Below are 21,699 nucleotides of genomic sequence, written 5' to 3' on the forward strand. Positions count from 1 at the left end.
GCCCGCGACCGGCTGCGTTAGCAGTCGTAAATTTGTGGCGTTTCATCAATTTTGCGAGCGCTACGCACTCGGTCGCGGGCAAGCGCGCTCCTACAGAATCGCCACGGCGCGGACGAAGCCTGCGGAGGCGTGGCGGATTTTGTACGGGAAGCAACTGACCAGAAATCCGTTCGCCGGCAACTGGTCCAGGTTGGCGAGTTTTTCCATCTGCCCGTAGCCGATATCGCGCCCGGCCTTGTGGCCTTCCCAGATCAATGAGGCGTCGCCGGTTTCGGCGAAGCGTTCGCGGGTGTATTTGAACGGGGCGTCCCAGCTCCAGGCATCGGTGCCGACCACGCGCACGCCGCGATCGAGCAGGTACAGCGTGGCTTCGCGGCCCATGCCGATGCCGGCGTCCAGATAGCCGGGCTGGCCGAACAGGCTGCCGGCGCGGGTGTTGACCAGCACGATGTCCAGCGGTTGCAGGTCGTGGCCGATGCGCGCCAGCTCGGCTTCGACTTCAGCGGCGCTGACCAGATGGCCGTCGGGCATGTCACGAAAGTCCAGTTTCACCCCCGCTTGCAGGCACCATTCCAGGGGCAACTCGTCGATGCCGAAGGCCGGTTTGCCGCCGTCGGTGGTCGAGGCGTAGTGCCAGGGCGCGTCCATGTGGGTGCCGCTGTGGGTGGTGAGCTGCAGGCGCTCGGCGGCCCAGGATTCCTGGCCCGGCAGGTCTTCCAGGCGCAGGCCGGGAAACATCGCGGCCATTTCCGGCCAGCCTTGCTGGTGGTCCATGTAATCGATTTTCGGCAGCAACGGCGGTGGGTCGGTGTAAGGGTTGTTTTCCAGGGTGACCGAGAGGTCGAGCAAGCGGCGTTTAGTGAGGTTCATGCAGGGCGATTCCTTTAACGGGCGCAGCGCGACGGCGGCGCGGTTGAATGTCGAGGGCGTTGCGCAGCAAGGCGGCGGCCGAGCCGTCGTGACGAAAGCCCAGGGCGCGGGCGATGGGCGTGTGCATCGGTGGCAAGCGGCCGAACAAGGCTTCAAGTGCCGGGTCGGGCTCGAAGCGAATATGTTCCCGGCATGGCGGGCCGAAACAGGCGGCCAGCGCGTCCAGCACCTGCTCGATGGACAGCTGCAACACCGGCACTTGCCAGACGCGCTGCTCACCGGGATCTGTCAGTTGGGCGGCATGCAGCAGGTTGTCGACGCAACAGCGCGCCGACATCCACCACGCCGTGGCCTGTGGCGACACCGGGCAGGTGTAGGCCTCGCCGTTAGCGCAGGCGTGCAACAGGTCGCTCATGAATGCCGAGCGCAAGCCGTTCGGTTGCCGTGGCCGGGCGACCAGGCCCGGCAAGCGCAGCGCGCGGCCATCGAGCAGGCCGTGACGGGTCAGGTCTTGCAGCGCCGTTTCAATCATCAGCTTGTGCGCGGCATACGACAGTTGCGGGCGCGGCAGATACTGCTCGTCCATGCGCCTGGGCAACTCGCCGCCGTAGACCGCCACCGTGCTGGCAAACACCAGCACCGGCGGGCGTTCGCGGTTGCGCAACTGTTGCAGCAGCTCCAGGCTGGCTTGCAGGTTGACCTGATAACCCAGCTCGTAGTCCGCCTCGGCGGCACCGCCCGGCAAGCAGGCCAGGTGAAACACCACATCGACGCCGTCGGCCAGCACCCGGCGCAGCAAGGCGGCATCGCACAGGTTGCCGAGATGACGCCGCACGCGGCGGTCGTCCGGCACATCGTCCAGCTGTTGGTCGAGCAACAACAGTGTGTCGATACGGCGACCGCGCAATGTGCCTTCGCTGAGCAGACGACGCACCAGTTCACGGCCGACAAAGCCATTGGCGCCGGTGACCATCACGCGCATGGCCTGCCCTCCTGCACCACTCGCTGGTCGATGGCGCCAAACAACACCTCGCCGTCCGCGCCGCGCGCTTCCATGCGCACCCGGTCGCCAAAGCGCATGAAGCCGGTGCGCGGCTGGCCGTGCTCGATCATCTCGACTGCACGGCGTTCGGCAATGCATGCCGAGCCCACTGAACGGTCGGCGTTGGACACCGTGCCCGAGCCGATCAGCGTGCCGGCGCACAGGCGGCGGGTCAGCGCGGCGTGGGCGATCAACTGATCGAAGCCGAAGTGCATCGCGCCGCCGTGCGGATGGCCGAACCACTCGCCGTTCCATTCGACCTTCAGCGGCAGGTGCACACGGCCGTCGCGCCAAGCGCTGCCCAGTTCATCGGGGGTCACCGCCACCGGGGCAAAGCTGCTGGCCGGCTTGGCCTGCAAGAAGCCAAAGCCGGTGCGCATCTCTCTGGGCGCCAGGGCGCGCAGGCTGACATCGTTGAGTTGCAGCACCAGGCGCACATGCACCAGCGCCTGGGAAGCCGGACAGCCCATCGGCACGGCATCGAGCAGCACGGCGAACTCGCCCTCGAAGTCGATGCCGTGCGCCTCGCTGGGCAACGGGATGTCGGCACGCGGCCCGAGAAAATCATCGCTGGCGCCCTGGTACATCAGCGGGATGCGCTCGGCGCCGTCGATGGGGTCGAGGTTGAAGGCTTTCTGCATCAGTTCGCCGTGGCTGAGAAAGCACGAGCCATCGAGCCATTGCCAGGCGCGCGGCAACGGTGCGGCCAGTTGCGCGATGTCCAGGTCGAAGGCGTGGGCGGCTTCGCCAGCGTTCAGTTGCTGGTAGCGGTGTTGCAGCGCAGGCTCGACGGTGGTCCAGTGCTCCAGCGCCGTTTGCAAGGTGGCGGCGATGCCGTCGGCCTTGACGGCGCGGCTCAGGTCGTGGGACACCAGCAGCAGGCAACCGTCGCGGCTGCCGTCATTGAGTGTGGCCAGTTTCATGGGGTTTTCCTTTCAATCAGTGGCTGGACGTTTTCGGCCTGGCGACGGCTCATCAGGATCAGGCACAGCGGTGCCAGGATCAGTTGCACAGCGGCGATCAGCAGCAAGGCCGTGGGCAGTTGCGCGGTGTTGCCGGCGGTGATCGCCAGCACCAGCAGCGGGCTGACGAACTCACCGGCGAAAATCGCTGCCGTGAAGCCGCCGGTGGCGCGACCGCGCTGTTCGAAGCCGATCTGTGCCATCACCTGAGTGATCAGCGTCGGCAGCAACAGGCCGATGCCCAGGCCGTTGATCAATACCGCCAGCGCCATCAGTTCCAGGCTGGTCACTTGCGCCATCAGCGCACCGCCCAGCCCGGCAATGGCAAAGCCCAGCGCCAGCGCACGCGGGGCCGGCTGGCGGGAAAACCAGCGAAAGCTCAACGCCCCCAGCAGCACACCCACCTGGTTAGCGCCCATGACCAGGCCGATCTGCTGCGGGGCGTGGATATCGAGCAGTTGCAGGCGATAGCCGGCCTGCACCGGGACGATGAACAGGCTGACACCGGCCAGGAAGGTCAGCACATACAGCGGGCTCAAGGCGCGCCAGGGAAAGCGCTCGGTGCTGTGCCCGAGGGGTTTGGCCTGCACCTGCGGCTCCCACAGCAACAGGGCCAGCAACGGCAGGCACACCAGGCCTGCGGCATACAGCACGAACGGCGTGCGCCAGCCGTGTTCGCCCAACGCGCCGCCCAGGCCCATGAACAGCGCCGCCGACAGCGAGGTGACGACCATCTGCAAGGCAAACAAACGCTCGCGGCGCCGGCCGTCGAAGTAGTCGCCCATCAAGGTGGTGCAGCAGGTCATGATCCCCGCCTCGGCCAGGCCGATGCCGGCGCGGCTGGCGACGATCAAGTGCAGCGAGTCGAGCCACAGCGGCAGCACGCCGCACAGGCTGTACAGCAGCATGCTGCCCAGCAACAAGCGACGCCGGCCAATGCGGTCAGCCAAGACGCCGGCCAATGGCGCCAGCAAGGCGATCACCAGCGCCGGCAGCGTCAGGGCGATCGGCACCAGCACCGCCGCGCCCGGCGTGTCGACAAAATGCGCCTGCATACGCGGCAATACGGGCGCGATCAGCACCGCGCCCAACACCGGCAGGCAACTGCAGAACAACAGCAAGGCGGCTTGGGCACGGCCTGCACGAGAATGCGTCGTCATGGTGAGTTCCTCTTCAGGCCTGAACCGGCTTGCCATCGCGAACGCTGGCGGTGGATGGGCTGTCGGCTTCGCGCTGCGCCTGACGCGCAGGCTCGACGACGTTGCTTTCGGCCGGCGCCAGGCGCTGCGGCAACAGGAAGTACGCCAGGGCCGGCAGCAGCACCAGCGCGCCGACCATGTTCCAGACAAACATGAAGGCCAGCAGTACGCCCATGTCGGCCTGGAACTTGATCGGCGACAGCACCCAGGTGCCGACGCCGATGGCCAGGGTCACGCCGGTCAGCATCACGACCTTGCCGGTGAACAGCAGCGCGCGGTAATAGGCCTGCGACAGGCTGGCGCCCTTGCGCAGTTCGGCCAGCACGATGCTCATCACGTACAGCGCGTAGTCGACGCCGATGCCCACGCCGAGGGCGATCACCGGCAAGGTCGCGACCTTGACGCCCATGCCGAGGCCGACCATCAGCGCCTCGCACAGAATCGAGGTCAGCACCAGCGGCAGCACCGCGCAGACCACCGCGCGCCACGAGCGGAAGGTCACCAGGCACAGCACGATCACCGCGCCGTAGACCCACCAGAGCATGTCGCGGTTGGCCTGCCTGACGACGATGTTGGTCGCCGCCTCGATGCCGGCACTGCCGGCGGCGAGGACAAAGCGCGCCTGTTCGCTGTCGTTCTGCCTGGCAAACGCTTGCACGCTGTCGACCACGCGGGTCAGGGTGTCGGCCTTGTGGTCGGTGAGGTAGGCGTACAGCGTCAGCAGGCTGCAATCATCGTTGTACAGGCCGCGCGGGGCGCCGGCGGTGACCATGTTCAGGGTCGCCTGGTTGTTGACCAGCTCGTACCATTTGGGGCTGCCTTCGGACAGGCCGACCAGCACGCGGCGGTTGAGCAGCGCCAGTGAGTTGGTCGAGTCGACGCCGGTCAGGCCGCGCAGTTGCCAGTCCAACTGGTCGACGCGCTTGAGCGTGTCGTACGCCGAGCAACCACCGGGCGGGGTTTGCACCATCACCGCAAAGACATCGCTGCTGGCGCCGTAATGCTGGGTGATGAAGGCGTTGTCGCGGTTATAACGCGAGTCGGGGCGCAGCTCCGGGGCACCGGCGTCGAGGTCGCCGATCTTCAGGTGCAGGCTCACGGCAAAGCCGCCGACCGCCATCAGCGCCGCGACGACGATGCACAGCGTGGCCCAGCGCCGCTGGGTGAACAGGTCGAGGGCGCGCCACAGCGCCGGCTTTTCTGCCCCGCCCGCCTCGGCTTCTTCGGCACGCAGGCTGCGGCGGGCCGCCACCGGGCTGACGCCGATGTACGACAGCAGCACCGGCAGCAGAATCAGGTTGGTGAAGATCAATACCGCCACGCCCAGGCTGGCAATCACCGCCAGGTCCTGGATCACCGGGATCTTGATGATCATCAGCACCGCAAAGCCCACCGCGTCGCACAGCAGCGCAGTCAGCCCGGCAAAGAACAGCCGGCGAAAGGTAAAGCGCGCCGCCACCAGCCGGTGCATGCCGCGGCCGATGTCCTGCATGATGCCGTTCATTTTCTGCGCGCCGTGGCTCATGCCGATGGCGAACACCAGGAACGGCACCAGCACCGAATACGGGTCCAGTTCAAAGCCCAGTAACGGCAACAGCCCCAGTTGCCAGACCACCGCGACCAGCGAACACACCACAACCAGCGCGGTGCTGCGCAGGCAGCGGGTGTAGCCGTAAAGCACCACGCCGGTGATGACGATGGCGGCGGCGAAAAACAGCAGAATCTGCTTGAGGCCATCGATCAGGTCGCCGACCACCTTGGCAAAACCGGTGATGTGAATGTCCACGCCCTGCCCCTGGTACTTGGCGCGCAGGGCTTCAAGCTCATGGGCCAGGGCGGTGTAGTCCAGCGTCTGCCCGTCCGGGGTCTTGTCCAGCAGCGGCACGTAAATGATGCTTGAGCGCTGGTCGAAGGCGACCAGTTGGCCGATCTCGTTGGAGCGCTCGATATTGCGCTGCAACGCCTGCAGGCTCTGGGCGCCGCCGTCGTAGCCATCGGGAATCACCGGCCCGCCTTCCAGGCCCTCTTCAGTCACGCCGGTCCAGCGCGTCGACGGCGTCCACAGCGATTTCATCGCCGCACGGTCCACGCCCGGCAGCAGGTAAATCTCGTCATTGAGCTGTTGCAGGCTGTGCAGATAGTCCCTGGCGTAGATCGAGCCCTGCGGGTTGGCCACGGCGATGCGCACCGCGTTGCCCAGCCCGGCCAGTTCCTGACGGTGCTGAAGATAGTTGTGAATGAACGGGTGTTCGTTCGGGATCATTTTTTCGAAGCTGGCATTCAGGGTCAGGCGCGTGGCCTGCCAGCCGAGCAACAGGGTGGCCGCCAGGCACAGCAGCAACACCAGTGTGCGGTGGTTGAACAGTGCGCGTTCCAGCAAGGAGCCGGAGGCGCTGTCGAAGTCGTCGAGGCGACCGCTGGACGGTGCCGGGGAAGTCGAAACGTGCATGGGCTCAGTCCGCCGAAGATGAAGAGGAAGAAGGCGCCAGACGGCGTGCGCCGGCCATGCCCACGGTGATCAGCGCGCCATCGGCAGCCTGGGTCACGCCGGTCAGCGGCAGGCCTTCGGACACCGCTTGCGGTTGGGCCGCGAACTCGCCCAGGCCACTGCGCAGCAACAGGCCGGCCTGGTTGGCCAGCAGCAGTTGGTCACCGGTCACGCGAATGGCGTTGAGCGAGGCCGGTACCGGATTGACCAGCGCCTCGAAGCTTTGGCCCTGATCTTTGGAAACGAACAACGTGCCGCGCAGGCCACCGACCAGCAGGCGCCGGTCGGGCAACACGGCCATGCTGAAATAGCTGCCTTCATACGGGCCATCGAGCGCCTCGAAATGCTCGCCGGCGTCAACGGAGCGCAGCAGCAGGCCTTGTTCGCCGGCGATGTACAGGTCGCGGCCCTGACGCGCCATGGCATACAGGTGCAGGCCGCCGGGGTTGGGCAACCGGGCGGTTTGCGACTGCCAGGTGCGCCCGCCATCGGCGGTGGCCAGCGCCAGGCCATAGGCGCCGATCACCAGACCGTGGCTGGCATCGCTGAAACTGACCGCCAGCAGCGGTTTGTCGGCGCCATCGGCCACCAGGCGTTTGGCGGCACTGACGCGCTCGCTGTCAGCGGACGCCTCGGCGGCGCGCAGCTCCACCGCCGCGGCGCGTATACCGTCCAGTTGCAGCGCCCAATGCTCGCCGCCGTCTTCGCTGCGCAACACCACACCGGCGTGACCGACCGCCCAGCCGTTGCGCGCATCGACAAACTGCACGGCGGTCAGGCTGACACTGACCGGCACCGCCATGGCCTGGCGCCAATGCTGACCGTTGTCATCGGACAGCAGCACCACACCGCGCTCGCCGACTGCGACCAGCCGATTACCGGCGCGGGTGACATCCTGCAATACCGCACGCAAGGCTTGCGGCCCTTGCACGGCGGGTTGTTGCAACGCATCCGTGGCGTGCGCTGCAAAGGCTGGCGTCAGGCAGCAACAGGCTGCCAGCAGCCAGCGGGTAAAAATCGTGTTCATCGCACGCCACCTTTTATTTTCTTGTTATGAGGCCAGGTTGATCGCCCCCTGTAGGAGCGCGCTCGCCCGCGACCGGCTGCGTTAGCAGTCGTAAATTTTCAGCGTTTCGAAAATTTCCAATCGTAAAATTTCAGCGTTTCCGAGATTTTGCGAGCGCTACGCACTCGGTCGCGGGCAAGCGCGCTCCTACCGGGGGTTGTGTGTACAACCGGGGGGTTAGCGCACGCCTTCGCCGGCCATGGCGTCGGCGGTGAAGACCGAGTCCTTGAAGGGCGGCACGATGCGGTATTGCTCGTTCTCGCCGGCAAACAGGTCACCGGCAAACCACGCCCCCGAGAGCAGGTCGTAGAAGCCGTTGGTCAGGGTCACGACACCGGGCAAGTCGGGCAGCACCACCGGCGAGGTCCAGACCACTTTCGCCAGTTGCCCACGCGCGTCGTAGCGTTCGCCCAGCACTGCCGCCCAGGTGTCTTCGTCCAGGTAGTAGGTGCTCTTGGGCATCACGTGGCGCTGGCCGTTTTTCAGGGTCGCTTCGACCACCCACACGCGGTGCAGCTCCCAGCGCAACACGTCGGACTTGATGTGGTGGGCATCGAGCAGCGACTCGGCGGTCGATGCGGTGAACACCTTGTTGGCGTTGTAGGGGATGTACATCTCCTTCTTGCCCACCAGTTTCCAGTCGAAACGGTCGATACGGCCGTTGAACACGTACAGTTCGTCGAAGCTCATGACACCAGCGGTGGCCGGGGTCGGCGTGTCGCAGCAGGCATTCGGCAGGCGGCGCACGCGGCGCTGGCCCGGCAGATAGGTCCACACGGCGGCCTTGTCGGCGTTGAGGTTTTCAAGCCCGGTAATGGCTTCGCCGGCGCGCAGTGGCGGGCCGTCGTTGATCATGCGGATCGACCAGAACACGCCCTTCTCGCCCGAGCCGCCCGGCAGGTACCACGGCATTTGCAGGTCGGCGCGCGAGTCGTTGGTGAGCACATGCTTGCCGTCGGCGGTGGTCAGGTACTGGGTGAAGTTGGCCTGCCAGGACGCCCCGCGCCAGCGCAGCAAGTGGTTCCACATGGCTTCGGCGCCGTTCTGCGGAATCGGGAACGGAATGCCGCCCGAGGCGCCTTCGGGCATGGCGCCGGCCGGGCCGTCGACCAGTTTGCCGCCGGTGGCATTGGCAAAGGTGGCGTCGTACACCGCTTGCGGCGCGGCGGCGCTGCGATGGGTCGGGTAAACCTCGACCCGGTAGCTGTCGGGGTACTTCTTGAGCATCGCCTGCACGCCGGGGGTCAGCTTGTCGGCGTATTGCGCCATGTTCTGCGCGGTGATGGTCAGGGTCGGCTTGTCATTGGCGAACGGGTCGCCGCGCTTGCCGCCGGGTTTGTAGGCCGGGTCCGCCTGAGTGTAGCCGCCGGTCCAGGCTGGAATCGTGCCGCTGGCATTGCCGGCGCGCTCGGCGCCCAGCGGCGTCAGGCTGGTTTTCAGCCTGGCGGCGTCTTCGGCAGACACGGCGGCCATTGCGCCATGGGCGAATAACAGGGCAGCGCTCACGGCGCTGAGTATCGAGACGATCTTGTAGGTATGTTTCATCGGGCTGTCCTGGGTCAGAAGCTGCGGCTGACGGTGAAGGCGATGAAGTCGCGGTCTTTGAGCGACTGTTCGAAGGTGTAGTTGTTGCTGGCATCCAGAAAAGTGTTTTGCGGGCCGTAGTAGTGCGTGTAGGTCAGGCCAAGGTTCCAGGTGTTGAGGTAGTTGCCCTTGACCCCGATGTTGAGGTCGCCGCCGTGGTCGGTGCCAAATGCGGTGCCCAATGCCCCGGATGCGCCTTGGGTGTAGCTGGCGCCGACCGGCACCGAGAGGTCTAGGCCCGGGATGAACTGGCGGTACATGGGTTCGTACACCAGGCGCAGGCTGGTCGCGTTGCGGTCGGCATTGGGGTCGAAGGCGTCGCGGTTCTTGCTGACGCTGAGCACGCGGTTCCAGGCGATTTCACCGATAAAGCTGGCTTCGCGGGCAACAAAACTCGGCTCCAGGCTGGCCAGCCACGACAGGTTGGCGTGCAGGGTGCGGCCGGTGGCATACACCGGGTTGTCGCTGTTGTTGATCGCCTCATCGGGTGCCAGCGAGTGCTGGTTGGTCGAGGCCAGTGGCTGGTTCCAGCGCGTCGACAGCTCGCCTGCAACGTTGAAGTTGCCCAGCGTGGTCGAGAAACTGGCGCCCAGTGCCGAGATGTCCTCGGGGTACACCCAGTAGAACTCGCCCGCCTTGCCGGTGACCGGGTTGAGGTTGGCAAAGTCGGTGCGCACGTTGAGCTGCGGCGCCTTGTCGTGGAAGCGGATGGCGTACAGGCCCCAGTCCACGGTTTCGGTGCGCCAACGCAGTTGCAGACCGCCCTGGCCTGAGTCCTTGGCCTTTTTATCCTTGCCGTGATAGAAGGCCAGCGGCTGGCCACCCGGCATCACCGGAGTGCCCACAAACAGCCGTTCGGCACCGTCGCCGAAGAAGTCGTCGTTGGAGAAATAGCTGCCGGCGGCCGGCAGGCGGCTGGCTTCCCAGCTGAACTGGTAGTAAGCGCCGAGCGAGACATCGGGGGTCAGCTGCATCTGCCCGGACATCTGCTGCACCGGGCGAATCAGTTCCTTGAACTGGGTGTTGGGCACCGACAGGCCCTTGACCACATCGATGGGCGCCATGCCGCCGGCGATGCCGTTCATGCCGTAGAACAGGCTTTCGCCCCATTGCATGGCGTAGCGGCCCAGGCGCCCGGACACCGGCATGTCGCCGATCTCGGTCTTGCCGAAGATAAAGGCATCGAGCAATTCGCCCTTGCGCCCGTGCAAGGTGCGGGTGTCGTCGGTGAACTGGTCGTAGCGCACCGAAGTGCTGTTGCTGCGGCTGGGGTCGTTGTTGTCGGTGCCACGGTTATAGGCATCGTCGTACCAGGCCGCACCACTGACCCGCGCGCCGACGTTGCCGTAGGTGATGTCCAGCTCGGACAGCAAGTCGAGGCGGTTTGAAATCAGCCCCTTGCGAAAATTGCGGTCGCCGTCGTCCAGGTTCAGCGAGGTCTGGCCTTCGGTAAGCCGGCTGCTCGGTTCCTGGGTGCGCCAGGCGGCGCTGTATTTCAGGGTATTGTCCCAGCGCACCCGCAGGTCGGGGTTGCCGGTGTCGATTTCAAACGCCTGACTCTGCCCGGCGGTGAGCGCCAGCAGGGTCATGGCCAAGGGTTTGAGCGGCGGCAGCGCGCGCCAGTGTGCACGGTGGTGAGTCAACATCGGGAACACCTCTTTTATTGTTTTTGTACGTGTGTGCGAACACTCAATAGCGGGGTTCAGATCGGCCGGGCGGTGACCTCGAGCATCTGCTTGACCAGGCCGATGCGGTCGAACGACGGGTCGCGCTCGACCTCTTTGGCGCCGGCCAGCAGCGACATCTCGCTGATGTACTTGCAGCGCTCGAAGCGTCGGCCCATGAAGCGCTGCAACTGCGCCTCCAGCGTGCCGCCAGCGGTCAATTCTTCGGCCAGCACCACGGCGTCTTCGATGGCCATGCCGGCGCCCTGCCCCAGGTGCGGCGTGGTGGCGTGGGCGGCATCACCGATCAGCAGCACGCGGCCGCGGTACCAGGGTTCATCGACGAACACCGCTTCCAGCGGCTTGTAGACGACCTCGGCAGAATCGGTGATCTGCTCGCACAACTCGCCGATCAGCCCGCCGAAACCGGCCAGCCGCTCGCGCAGTTCAGCGGCAAGGCCGGCCTGGTCTTTCCACGGGTTGCCGGGCTCATGAGAGGTGGTGAACAGGTACATCAGGTCATCGGCCAGCGGCACCAGGCCGGCGTTGCCGGCCGGTCCCTGATAGTTGGCCAGGTGATCGAGGCCGCCGCTGCGCTTGAAGTTGTAGCGCCACACCGATTGCCCGGTGAACTGCGGCTGATAGCGGTCACCGAAGATCAGGCTGCGCACCCTGGAGAACAGGCCGTCGGCGCCGACCAGCAGGTCGTAACGGCCCTGGCGGCCATCGCTGAACAGCACATCGACGCCCTCGACGTCTTGCGTGAGGCTTTCGATCGAGGTGCCCAGGTGCACCTGGGTGCCCAGTGCGATGGCGGTTTCGCTGAGGACTTTATGCAGCGCCCGGCGTGAGATGCCGACGTTGGCGGGATACTCGGGCCCGGCCAGGCGCTGCCCTGGAATGCGCACCAGTTGCTGGCCGGCGGTGGAGTAGATGGCGACGTCTTCGAAGGCGAAGGCCGCATCGAGGTAGGCGTCGAGCAGGCCCAGGCGGTGCATTTCACGCACCACGTTGCTTTGCTGGATGATACCGACGCCGTAGACCGTCCATTCGGTCTTGAGCTCGACCAGCTCGACTGCAATTCCCTTGCGGCGCAGGGCAATGGCGGCGCACAGCCCACCGATCCCGCCGCCGACGATCAACACGTTGCTCACCGTATTCATGGCATTTTTCCGTTTTGTTCTTGTTATTTCCGCACCTGAGGTGCGGGCCTTCCTGTGCCTGGGCACAGCTTCCCGGTGTGGCCGGGCTTTTACCAATCGTGTCAATGGATGCGAGCTATCGCGTGGCGCGATACCTCAGTCGCCCAGTAGCGCCAGTGGCACTAGCAGCCAGCCGTCCTGCTCTTGATGCGGCAAAGCCCGCAAGGCCTGGCCCAGACAGGGCCCGTACACGCATTCGCCGGTGTCCGGACGAAAGCGGGCGTTGTGGGCGTAACACACCACCCACTGGCCATCGGCGCTGAGAAAACGGTCCTTGCGGTATTCCAGCGGCGTGTGCAGGTGCGGGCACTGGTTCAAAAACACCCGCACGCTGCCGGCATGGCGAACGGCAAACAGGCTGTCGGCGCCGCGCCCTTGCGGGTCGAAGCCGCGCGCCTGGCCCTCCATCACCTCATCGAGCCGGCACAGCCTTGCGCACGCCACCGCTTAATCCTTTTTCGGTGGCGGGCCGCCGGGCGCCCATTTTTCCCGCGAGGTAAACAGGAACAACTGCGAGTTGTCCGCCGACATCGGCGCCTGGCGTGCGGCCCATTCATCGTCATGGCGGTCCATGTCGGCGTCGTATTCGATGTGGCAGCCCAGCGGCGAGTTGAAATACCAGAACCAATTGGAACCGAGCATGTGCCGGCCCGGCCCCCAGAAACTGGTCCAGCCCTTGTGCTGGAAGCGTGTGCCGGCGAGCAGCACTTCGGTGCCGCTGCCCATATGAAAGGTGAAGTGCTCGCAGCCCTGCATGTGCGGCGGGGTCTGGATCATGAACAGGCAGTGATGGTCGTCCATGCCGGCGGTGCGCATGAACGGCCCGACGCCGATAAAGCTGTCGGTGGTGACAAAGCCCAGCCGGTCGCGATAGAAGGCCTCGCCCTTGGCCGCATCGGGGACGAAATACACCACGTGCGACAGCGTACGCGGCAGCGCCTGCATGTCGGCGGTGATGCCCAACTGGTTGAGCGGGCGCTGCGGCTCGCTGCCGGGCGCGTTGGTCAGATCGGCCGGGGCCTCATAAGGGTGGCGGCAGGTGACCTGAAAGGCAATGGCAAACCCCAGGTCGTCGACGCTGTGCAGCACGCCGTCGGCATCGCGGCGCACGTCGCGGTCGCGGCCCAGTTCGTCGGCGATGGCATCGAGGTCGCTGCTGGAGGCCACGCCATAGACCGTTTCACGCAGCGACGGCGTTGGCCCCAACGCCGGTGGCAGTTCGGGGTCCTGGCCGTGACGGATGACGATCGCGGTGCCGTCGAGGGCTTCGAAACGCCCGCCGTCGGCGTCCAGGTGGGTGGCGTTCAAGCCGTAGTCGCGCAGGCAAGCGGCGCAGGCCTGGATATCGTCGACGCCGAAGATCAGGGCATCAAGGCCAAGGATGTTCATGGCAGGCACTCCATTTGATTTGTTATCGAGTTGCCGCGCAGGTTGATGGCAGGCATGGCCGGCTGACTAATCGCGTGTAGGGATGTGAGGCATCGGCAATCGCGATACCTGAGGGCGGGTCCATGACAGCGGGCGTTTACCGGCCAGTGCCGCTGTAGCGGGATTGACGTATCGCGAAGGCCGGGACAAGGTATCGACAAAATAACTACAAGAACCCTGAGGTATCACCGTGCGCTTCAACCACCTGGACTTGAACCTGTTGGTCGCCCTGGATGTGCTGCTTGAAGAGCAGAACATCACCCGCGCCGCCGAACGCCTGCACATGACTCAATCGGCCACCAGTGGCGTACTGGGCCGCTTGCGAAACTTTTTCGAAGATGAGTTGCTGGTGCAGGTCGGGCGCAAGATGCAGCCCACGCCATATGCGCTGGAGCTGGCGGCGCCGGTGCGCGAAGTGCTGCTGACCATCCGCTCCTCGATCACCGCCAAGCCGGTGTTCGATCCGGCCAGCAGCAAACGCCACTTTCGCCTGGTGACCTCCGATTACCTGATCAGCGTGCTGTTCGCCCAGGTGATCCAGAAGATTCACCATCAAGCGCCTTTCATTACCTTCGAAATGCTCAGCCCCGGTGACAGCGGCGCCGAACTGCTGCTGCGCGGCGAGGTGGACATGATGATCGCGCCGGAGCGCTACATCATCGAGGGTCACCCGGCGCAGTTGCTGTTCGAGGAAGAACATGTGTGCGTGGTCTGGCGCGACAACCCGGAAGTCGGCGAGAGCCTGACCATGGAGCAGTACATGCAGATGGGCCACATTTCCGTGGGTTTCGGGCGTAACCGGCACCTGAGCATCGAGGACTGGTTCATGAACCAGTACAACTTCAATCGCCGCCTGGAAGTGATCACCAACGACTTCAATACCCTGCCGCAATTGCTGGTCGGCACCCACCGCGTGGCGACCATGCACCGGCGCCTGGCCGAACTGTACGCGCGCTATCTGCCGCTGCGGATCTTGCCGGCACCGGTGAAGATTCCGGTGATGCACGAATACATGCTCTGGCACCGAAGCATGGAAGGCGACCCGATGCACCGCTGGCTGCGCGAGCGGATTCGCGAGTTTATCCAGCGCGTCGACCAGCCCGCCGAGGCCTTGCGCGCGGTGGGATGAATCAAGGCCCGGCCATCGCGTTTGGCGATACCTCGCATCCTCCGTCGCGATTGGCCAGATATTGCCCTGCCTGCGTACCTTCACCGGGTACGCGTCCTGCCTGTTGATGGACGCCGGATCTTTCGACCGCACAAGGACAATAAAAAATGTTCCGTTACTTCCCCACTAACTACGTCTGGAATCTCTCGGTGGACCTGGCCATCGAAATGGGCGCCCGCATGGGCGAGATCGAGCAGATGTGCGCGCCGCTGCAAGAGGCCGCCAAACAGCCCGACGCCGCCGGCACCCGGGCGTTTCGCGAGACCTGGGCGAAGATGGCCGACAAGCTGTGCGGCCTGGCCGAAGAGGACCAGGCGGCCGGTCGCCTGTTGTCGGCCGGTGAGAAATACAACCGCGCCGCCACCTATTACCTGACCTGCGAACGCCTGCAAGCCCATGGCGCGCCAGGCCGCGAGGCGTTGTACCAGCGTTTTATCGAGACCTTCGCCCAGGGCATCGCGCTGTCGAACGAGAACTGCCAGCGCGTCGAGATTCCATATGAGGGCACGCACCTGAGCGGCCTGTATGTGCGCGCCGAGGGCGTGGACGGACCGGCGCCACTGCTGGTGCAGGTCAATGGCCTGGACTCGACCAAAGAGATGAAATACCGCGTGGGCCTGCCGGCATGGCTGGCGAAACGCGGCGTGTCGTCGTTGATCATCGACCAGCCCGGCACCGGCGAAGCCCTGCGCCTGCATAACCTGACCGCCCGCTACGACAGCGAACACTGGGCCAGCCGCGTGGTGGACTGGCTGGAAACCCGTGAAGAGGTCGACGCCAAGCGCATCGGCATGGAGGGTGTGTCACTGGGCGGCTATTACTGCCCGCGCGCCGTGGCCTTCGAGCCGCGTTTTGCCTGCGGCGTGGTGTGGGGCGCCAACCATGACTGGCGCGACGTGCAGAAACGCCGCCTGGAAAAGGAAGGCGATTTCCCGGTGCCGCATTACTGGGCCCACGTGTGCTGGGTGTGGGGCGCCAGTGATGTCGACGAGTTCATGGGCATTGCCGAAAACGTACACCTCGATGGCGTGCTCGACCGCATCAAGGTGCCGTTCCTGGTGACCCACGGCGAAAAGGACTCGCAGATCCCGCTCAAGTGGGCGCATCGCACCTATGAGCAACTGGTCAACAGCCCGAAACGCGAGCTGAAGATCTTCACCGAACGCGAAGGCGGCGTGCAGCACTCCAGCTTCGATAACAGCATCAACGCCGGGCATTTTATTGCCGACTGGGTGGCTGAAACGCTGGGTGGCCGCACGCGCTGACCAGCTGTCAGGTATAAACCCGGTCCAGCCGATGCTGATGGGTGTCGAACTGATCGAGCACATCCTGGGTGATCTGTTCTTCGGTAAAGCCCATCAGGTCGTATTCCTGGCTGCCGTTGTACAGGTACACCTCGGCGCGGTAGAAACGCCGGCGCACTTCGTTGTCGCCTTCAGCGGTGACATCGTCGGGCGCAGCCAGGTAGCCGTCCAGGCTGACTTCATAAACGAAGGGGTTGCCTTCGTCCATTTCGATGCGCAACCCCATCATCGAGCGTGACTGGCCGACCCGGCTCAGCACCTCGAAGCCCCTGCCCTGCAACTGCGTTACGGCCTGCTTGAGCGCGGGGCTGACGTGCTGGTCCATGAAACGCTGCGCGGTGGCCTGGTTGGGTTGCAGGTCGAGCTGGCTCAAGCGTTCGGCAAAACCGCGACGGCCGCGAGCCGCCAGTTCTGCGTGGGTCTGCTCCAGCAACTGGTCCTGGCGCATGGCCTTGTACAGGCCGTACATGAACACCGCCAATACCAGGGAAAACGGCAGGCCGGCGAGCACCACCATGGTCTGCATGGCTTCGAAGTTACCGGCGAACAACAGCCCGATGGTCACCAGGGTGATGATTGCCGACCAGACAATGCGCATCCAGTGCGGTGCGTCCTGATCGACATCGCCGCCCTTGCACGACAGGTTGGCCATCATCACCGCACCGGAGTCGGCCGGGGTCAGGAACAGCACAAAGCCGACGAAGATCGCTACGCCCACGACGATTTTGGCGCCGGGATAGGACTCGAGCAGTTTGTAGATCGACATCGACGGCTGTTCAACCGCGATTCGACCCAGTTCGGTTGCGCCTGAATTGATCACCAGATCCAGCGCGGTATTGCCGAAGATCGACAGCCAGGCCAGGGTGAAGCCCAGCGGAATCAGCAACACGCCGGCGACCAGTTCGCGCACCGTGCGGCCACGGGAAATACGCGCGATGAACATGCCCACGAACGGGCCCCAGGAAATCCACCACGCCCAATAGAACACGGTCCACAGGCCCAGCCAGCGCTCGGATTTGGCCGGCGTGTTTTCGTACCCGTACAGGTCGAAGGTCTTGAGTATGACGCCGTCGAGGTAATCGCCAATGTTCTGCACGAAGCCATTGAGCAAATGCAGGGTCGGACCGTTGAACAGCACGAACAGCAGCAGGCCGCTGAACAGCACGATGTTCAGGTTCGACAGGCGGCGAATGCCGTTCTCGACGCCGGACACCGCAGCGATGGTCGCCACCGTGCTCATGACCAGAATGACAATCAGCAGATTGGTGTTGTTGTGCTCGATGCCGAACAGGTACTCAAGCCCGGACGCCACCTGCATGGCACCGATACCGAGGTTGGTGACCAGGCCCAGCAGGGTCACGAACATGCCGAAGATGTCCACCGTGTTGCCGGCCAGGCCTTTGACCCAGCGCTCGCCCATCAGTGGGTACAGCGCCGAACGCAAGGCCAGCGGCTGGTTGTGGCGGTAGGCGAAATACGCCACCGACAGCCCGACCAGCGCATAAATCGCCCAGCCGTGCAGGCCCCAGTGCAGGAAGGTCAACTGCAGGCCCTGGCGTGCCGATTCCAGGCTGGCCGGCGCGCCTTGTGGCGGATTGAAATAGTGGTCCAGCGGCTCGGAAGCGCCGAAATACAGCAGCGAAATGCCGATGCCGGAGGAGAACAGCATGCCGGCCCAGGCGCCGTAGCTGAAGTCGGGGCGGTCGTCCTTGCTGCCCAGCTTGAGCTTGCCGAACGAGGTGAAGGCAATGCCGATGACGAAGACCAGATAGGCGCCGATCATCAGCATGTAGTACCAGCCGAAACTTCGCGACAGCCATGCCTGGGCCTGGCTCAGGACGCGACCGGCGGCTTCGGGGACAGCGATCAGCAGGGCAGTCAGCAACAGCACCAACAGCGCCGAGGTGAAAAACACAACGCGGTTGACGGTCGGCTTCTCGGTGGAAGCCTTTATCAGGGAGGCAGAACTCATTGCACGCATGCTCCAAAGGCAGAGCGATAGAAAAGAGAGCAGGCCTGTTTTTCAAGCCTGCAGCCTGTGTGTCAGCACCGATCAGTGTGTGGGCGTCAGGCAACGCCGGGGGCTCGTCTCTCTGTGGAGCTTTGGCACAAAAGTGCATGAACCCTTGCCCAGATGTAACGAAAAAGCGCGAACGTCTTTCGTCATGTTCTGTCACAAACCTTACAGGACGCCTTTCTACACGCCCCTGACTGGTCCGAAAACCTGTCAAGGGTGGCAGATTGTCGCAGAGCTTATTCTTTACTGATTGAGCGTTCAACATAAATAAAGTAGGCTAGTTTTAGTCCACCTATGCACTTGCGAGAACCCTATGGCCCGTTTTGAAACGCAAAAACTCTATATCGATGGCGGTTACGTTGACGCCAGCGGCACAGAAACCTTTGACGCTATCAACCCTGCCACCGGCGAAGTGCTGGCCAAGGTCCAGCGCGCCACCGCGGCTGACGTGGAGCGTGCCGTCAAGAGCGCAGAGAAAGGCCAGAAAGTCTGGGCAGCCATGACCGCTGTCGAGCGCTCGCGCATTCTGCGTCGCGCCGTCGATATCCTGCGCGAGCGCAACGATGAGCTGGCGCAACTGGAAACCCTCGACACCGGCAAGGCGTATTCGGAAACCCGTTATGTCGACGTCGTCACCGGCGCCGATGTGCTGGAGTATTACGCAGGCCTGGCCGTCGCCATCGAAGGCGAGCAGATTCCGCTGCGCGACACCTCGTTTGTCTACACCCGCCGCGAACCGCTGGGCATCACCGCCGGCATCGGCGCGTGGAACTACCCGATCCAGATCGCCCTGTGGAAATCGGCCCCTGCCCTGGCGGCCGGCAACGCAATGATCTTCAAGCCGAGTGAAGTCACCTCGCTGACCACCCTTAAACTGGCGGAAATCTTCACCGCCGCTGGCCTGCCCGATGGCGTGTTCAACGTGCTGACCGGCAGCGGCCGCGATGTGGGCAGCGCCCTGACCGAACACCCGCAGATCGAGAAAATCTCGTTCACCGGTGGCACCAGCACCGGCAAGAAAGTCATGGCCAGCGCTTCGGGTTCCAGCCTCAAGGAAGTGACCATGGAACTGGGCGGCAAGTCGCCGCTGATCATTTTCGACGATGCCGACCTGGATAAGGCCGCCGACATTGCGATGATGGCCAACTTCTACAGCTCCGGCCAGGTGTGCACCAACGGCACCCGCGTGTTCATTCCGAACGCGCTGAAAGAAGCCTTCGAGGCCAAGGTTCTGGAGCGCGTCAAGCGCATCCGCATTGGCGACCCGACTGACGAAAACATCAACTTCGGCCCGCTGGTGAGCTTCGCGCACATGGAAAGCGTGCTGGGCTACATCGCCAAGGGCAAGGAAGAAGGCGCGCGCCTGCTGCACGGCGGCGAACGCCTGACCGAAGGCGCACTGGCGCAAGGCGCTTATGTCGCACCGACCGTATTCACCGACTGCACCGATGAAATGACCATCGTGCGCGAGGAGATCTTTGGCCCGGTGATGAGCATCCTCGGCTACGACACTGAAGAAGAAGTCATCCGCCGCGCCAACGACACCGACTACGGCCTGGCTGCCGGTATCGTCACCGAAAACCTGACCCGCGCCCACCGTGTGATTCACCAGCTTGAAGCCGGTATCTGCTGGATCAACACCTGGGGCGAATCGGCTGCCTCCATGCCGGTCGGTGGCTACAAGCAATCGGGCGTCGGTCGTGAGAACGGCCTTGTGTCGCTGGCCCAATACACCCGGGTCAAATCGATCCAGGTCGAACTGGGCGACTACGCCTCCGTCTTCTAGGAAGACGGCAGCTACACGCTTCGAGCTGCAAGCCGCACGTTAAAAACTGCGGTGTTGCGGCCATCATGAATTTCTGGAGTTCCGCCGAACTGCTTGCAGCTTGAAACTTATAGCTTGCAGCTCATGGCGGGGCTCCGACAGGAGTCCTGCCATGTCAGAGTTCGATTACATCATCATTGGTGCCGGTTCCGCCGGTAACACCCTCGCCACGCGCCTGACCGAAGATCCGGGCGTCACTGTCTTGCTGCTGGAGGCCGGTGGCCCGGACTATCGTCTGGATTTCCGTACCCAGATGCCGGCCGCCCTCGCCTTCCCGCTGCAAGGCCGTCGCTACAACTGGGCTTATGAGACCGATCCCGAGCCGCACATGAACAACCGCCGCATGGAGTGCGGTCGCGGTAAAGGCCTGGGCGGTTCTTCGCTGATCAACGGCATGTGCTACATCCGTGGCAACGCCATGGATTTCGACGGCTGGGCCAAACTGCCGGGTCTGGAAGACTGGACCTACCCGGACTGCCTGCCGTATTTCCGCAAGGCCGAAACCCGCGACATCGGCGCCAACGACTGGCACGGCGGCCAGGGCCCGGTGAGCGTTACCACGCCCAAAGCCAACAACAACCCATTGTTCGCGGCCATGGTCGAGGCCGGCGTGCAAGCCGGTTACCCGCGCACCGACGACCTTAACGGTTATCAGCAGGAAGGTTTTGGTCCGATGGACCGCACCGTCACGCCAAACGGCCGACGTGCCAGCACCGCGCGCGGCTATCTCGATACCGCCAAGCAGCGCGATACCCTGACCATCGTGACTCACGCCACCACCGACCGCATTGTCTTCGAAGGCAAGCGCGCCGTGGGCGTCAGCTATCTGGTCGGCAACTCGACCACGCCTGTGCAAGCCAAAGCGCGCAAGGAAGTGCTGCTCAGCGCCGGCGCCATCGCCTCGCCGCAGATTCTGCAACGCTCCGGTGTCGGCCCTGCCGAACTGCTGAAAAAGCACAATGTGCCGCTGGTCCACGACCTGCCTGGCGTCGGTGAAAACCTGCAGGACCACCTGGAGGTGTACATCCAGTACGCCTGCACAAAACCTGTGTCGTTGTACCCGTCGCTGTTGTGGTGGAACCAGCCGGCCATCGGTGCCGAATGGCTGTTCAACGGCACCGGTATCGGCGCCAGCAACCAGTTCGAAGCGGGCGGTTTTATCCGCTCACGCCCTGAGTTTGAGTGGCCGAACATCCAGTACCACTTCCTGCCGGTGGCGATCAATTACAACGGCAGCAAGGGCGTTCAGGAGCACGGCTTCCAGGCGCACGTGGGCTCGATGCGCTCGCCAAGCCGTGGCCGGGTGCAGATCAAGTCCAGGGATCCGCACGAGCACCCAAGCATCCTGTTCAACTACATGGCCAGTGAGCAGGACTGGCAGGAGTTTCGCGACGGTATTCGCATTACCCGCGAAATCATGGCCCAGCCGGCGCTGGACCCGTATCGCGGCCGCGAAATCAGCCCGGGCCTGGACGCTGTGACCGACGAACAACTCGACGCCTTTGTGCGTGAACACGCCGAAACCGCCTACCACCCATCGTGCTCGTGCAAGATGGGCACCGACCCGCTGGCCGTGGTCGACGGCCAGGGCCGTGTGCATGGCATGGAAGGACTGCGTGTCGTGGATGCGTCGATCATGCCGGAGATCATCACCGGTAACCTCAACGCCACCACCATCATGATCGCCGAGAAGATCGCCGACCGCATTCGCAACCGCGACGCCCTGCCGCGCAGCAATGCCAAGTACTTCAAGGCCAATGGCGCCCCGGTACGCCGCGCCCCGATGCGCCAGACCGAGCACACCAAAGGCCTGGCGGCATCGCAAGTGCTGCCGGTACAGGCAGCGCCTGAGCCGGTCGCTCACTGAGGTCATGTGCGAT

Annotated in this window: 16 protein-coding genes; 4 read left to right on the forward strand and 12 right to left on the reverse strand. The window is 64.2% G+C overall.

Going from position 1 to position 21,699, the window contains the following annotated elements; genetic code table 11:
• Positions 1-90: 90 nt before the first annotated feature.
• The 11 genes from ACYAS9_RS10300 to ACYAS9_RS10350 all read right to left on the reverse strand — a co-directional run bounded on the left by ACYAS9_RS10300 (position 91) and on the right by ACYAS9_RS10350 (position 13,466).
• The gene (locus ACYAS9_RS10300) at positions 91-870 is read right to left on the reverse strand and encodes a cyclase family protein (protein WP_463568191.1); all 780 of its coding nucleotides are present in this window, start codon (positions 868-870) and stop codon (positions 91-93) included.
• Positions 857-1,852 carry an NAD-dependent epimerase/dehydratase family protein gene (locus ACYAS9_RS10305; RefSeq protein WP_463568192.1) on the reverse strand — a complete coding sequence of 332 codons (996 nt, stop codon included), beginning with the start codon at positions 1,850-1,852 and terminating at the stop codon, positions 857-859. Before ACYAS9_RS10305 ends, ACYAS9_RS10300 begins: the two co-directional genes overlap by 14 nt.
• Complete coding sequence (locus tag ACYAS9_RS10310; RefSeq protein ID WP_463568193.1) at positions 1,843-2,835, reverse strand: fumarylacetoacetate hydrolase family protein; 993 nt, start codon at positions 2,833-2,835, stop codon at positions 1,843-1,845. The genes ACYAS9_RS10305 and ACYAS9_RS10310 overlap by 10 nt, the downstream gene beginning before the upstream one ends.
• On the reverse strand, positions 2,832-4,034 hold the full coding sequence (locus ACYAS9_RS10315; RefSeq protein ID WP_463568194.1) for an MFS transporter: 1,203 nt from the start codon (positions 4,032-4,034) through the stop codon (positions 2,832-2,834). Before ACYAS9_RS10315 ends, ACYAS9_RS10310 begins: the two co-directional genes overlap by 4 nt.
• A 13-nt stretch (positions 4,035-4,047) precedes the next feature.
• Positions 4,048-6,522: an efflux RND transporter permease subunit gene (locus ACYAS9_RS10320; protein WP_463568195.1), complete on the reverse strand. Its 2,475-nt coding sequence runs from the start codon at positions 6,520-6,522 to the stop codon at positions 4,048-4,050.
• A gap of 4 nt (positions 6,523-6,526) precedes the next feature.
• On the reverse strand, positions 6,527-7,588 hold the full coding sequence (locus ACYAS9_RS10325) for a WD40/YVTN/BNR-like repeat-containing protein (RefSeq protein WP_463568196.1): 1,062 nt from the start codon (positions 7,586-7,588) through the stop codon (positions 6,527-6,529).
• Positions 7,589-7,804: 216 nt separating this feature from the next.
• Positions 7,805-9,172, reverse strand: coding sequence for a DUF1329 domain-containing protein (locus tag ACYAS9_RS10330; protein WP_463568197.1), 1,368 nt, complete (start codon positions 9,170-9,172; stop codon positions 7,805-7,807).
• A gap of 14 nt (positions 9,173-9,186) precedes the next feature.
• Complete coding sequence (locus ACYAS9_RS10335) at positions 9,187-10,857, reverse strand: DUF1302 domain-containing protein (protein ID WP_463568198.1); 1,671 nt, start codon at positions 10,855-10,857, stop codon at positions 9,187-9,189.
• A 56-nt stretch (positions 10,858-10,913) separates the two neighbouring features.
• Positions 10,914-12,038, reverse strand: a complete 1,125-nt coding sequence (locus tag ACYAS9_RS10340) for an FAD-dependent oxidoreductase (RefSeq protein WP_463568199.1) — start codon at positions 12,036-12,038, stop codon at positions 10,914-10,916.
• A 135-nt stretch (positions 12,039-12,173) separates the two neighbouring features.
• A complete protein-coding gene (locus ACYAS9_RS10345; protein WP_463568200.1) occupies positions 12,174-12,521 on the reverse strand; it encodes a Rieske (2Fe-2S) protein in 348 nt (115 codons plus the stop codon).
• Positions 12,522-12,524: 3 nt separating this feature from the next.
• Positions 12,525-13,466, reverse strand: coding sequence for a VOC family protein (locus tag ACYAS9_RS10350; RefSeq protein ID WP_463568201.1), 942 nt, complete (start codon positions 13,464-13,466; stop codon positions 12,525-12,527).
• A 229-nt stretch (positions 13,467-13,695) separates the two neighbouring features.
• On the opposite strand from ACYAS9_RS10350, the gene ACYAS9_RS10355 reads away from it, so the two are divergent.
• Both ACYAS9_RS10355 and ACYAS9_RS10360 read left to right on the forward strand, forming a co-directional pair.
• Entirely contained in the window at positions 13,696-14,634 is a 939-nt protein-coding gene (locus ACYAS9_RS10355) for a LysR family transcriptional regulator (RefSeq protein WP_463568202.1), read from the forward strand.
• Between the two features lie 146 nt (positions 14,635-14,780).
• Complete coding sequence (locus ACYAS9_RS10360) at positions 14,781-15,938, forward strand: alpha/beta hydrolase family protein (RefSeq protein ID WP_463568203.1); 1,158 nt, start codon at positions 14,781-14,783, stop codon at positions 15,936-15,938.
• 7 nt (positions 15,939-15,945) lie between these two features.
• On the opposite strand, the gene ACYAS9_RS10365 is transcribed toward ACYAS9_RS10360, so the two are convergent.
• A complete protein-coding gene (locus ACYAS9_RS10365; protein WP_463568305.1) occupies positions 15,946-17,892 on the reverse strand; it encodes a BCCT family transporter in 1,947 nt (648 codons plus the stop codon).
• A gap of 415 nt (positions 17,893-18,307) precedes the next feature.
• On the opposite strand from ACYAS9_RS10365, the gene betB reads away from it, so the two are divergent.
• Together betB and betA are read left to right on the forward strand one after the other, a co-directional pair.
• Positions 18,308-19,780 (forward strand): betaine-aldehyde dehydrogenase, encoded by a 1,473-nt coding sequence (gene betB / locus ACYAS9_RS10370; RefSeq protein ID WP_463568204.1) that lies wholly within the window; start codon positions 18,308-18,310, stop codon positions 19,778-19,780.
• 151 nt (positions 19,781-19,931) lie between these two features.
• A complete protein-coding gene (gene betA / locus ACYAS9_RS10375; protein WP_463568205.1) occupies positions 19,932-21,686 on the forward strand; it encodes a choline dehydrogenase in 1,755 nt (584 codons plus the stop codon).
• The last annotated feature ends 13 nt before the right edge of the window (positions 21,687-21,699 follow it).

This window comes from Pseudomonas sp. HP_08 (assembly GCF_055284095.1).

Coding starts and splice junctions, on each gene's coding strand:
- ACYAS9_RS10300 (WP_463568191.1), bottom strand. CDS start 870: ATGAACCTCACTAAACGCCGCTTGCTCGACCTCTCGGTCACCCTGGAA.
- ACYAS9_RS10305 (WP_463568192.1), bottom strand. CDS start 1,852: ATGCGCGTGATGGTCACCGGCGCCAATGGCTTTGTCGGCCGTGAACTG.
- ACYAS9_RS10310 (WP_463568193.1), bottom strand. CDS start 2,835: ATGAAACTGGCCACACTCAATGACGGCAGCCGCGACGGTTGCCTGCTG.
- ACYAS9_RS10315 (WP_463568194.1), bottom strand. CDS start 4,034: ATGACGACGCATTCTCGTGCAGGCCGTGCCCAAGCCGCCTTGCTGTTG.
- ACYAS9_RS10320 (WP_463568195.1), bottom strand. CDS start 6,522: ATGCACGTTTCGACTTCCCCGGCACCGTCCAGCGGTCGCCTCGACGAC.
- ACYAS9_RS10325 (WP_463568196.1), bottom strand. CDS start 7,588: ATGAACACGATTTTTACCCGCTGGCTGCTGGCAGCCTGTTGCTGCCTG.
- ACYAS9_RS10330 (WP_463568197.1), bottom strand. CDS start 9,172: ATGAAACATACCTACAAGATCGTCTCGATACTCAGCGCCGTGAGCGCT.
- ACYAS9_RS10335 (WP_463568198.1), bottom strand. CDS start 10,857: ATGTTGACTCACCACCGTGCACACTGGCGCGCGCTGCCGCCGCTCAAA.
- ACYAS9_RS10340 (WP_463568199.1), bottom strand. CDS start 12,038: ATGAATACGGTGAGCAACGTGTTGATCGTCGGCGGCGGGATCGGTGGG.
- ACYAS9_RS10350 (WP_463568201.1), bottom strand. CDS start 13,466: ATGAACATCCTTGGCCTTGATGCCCTGATCTTCGGCGTCGACGATATC.
- ACYAS9_RS10360 (WP_463568203.1), top strand. CDS start 14,781: ATGTTCCGTTACTTCCCCACTAACTACGTCTGGAATCTCTCGGTGGAC.
- betB (WP_463568204.1), top strand. CDS start 18,308: ATGGCCCGTTTTGAAACGCAAAAACTCTATATCGATGGCGGTTACGTT.
- betA (WP_463568205.1), top strand. CDS start 19,932: ATGTCAGAGTTCGATTACATCATCATTGGTGCCGGTTCCGCCGGTAAC.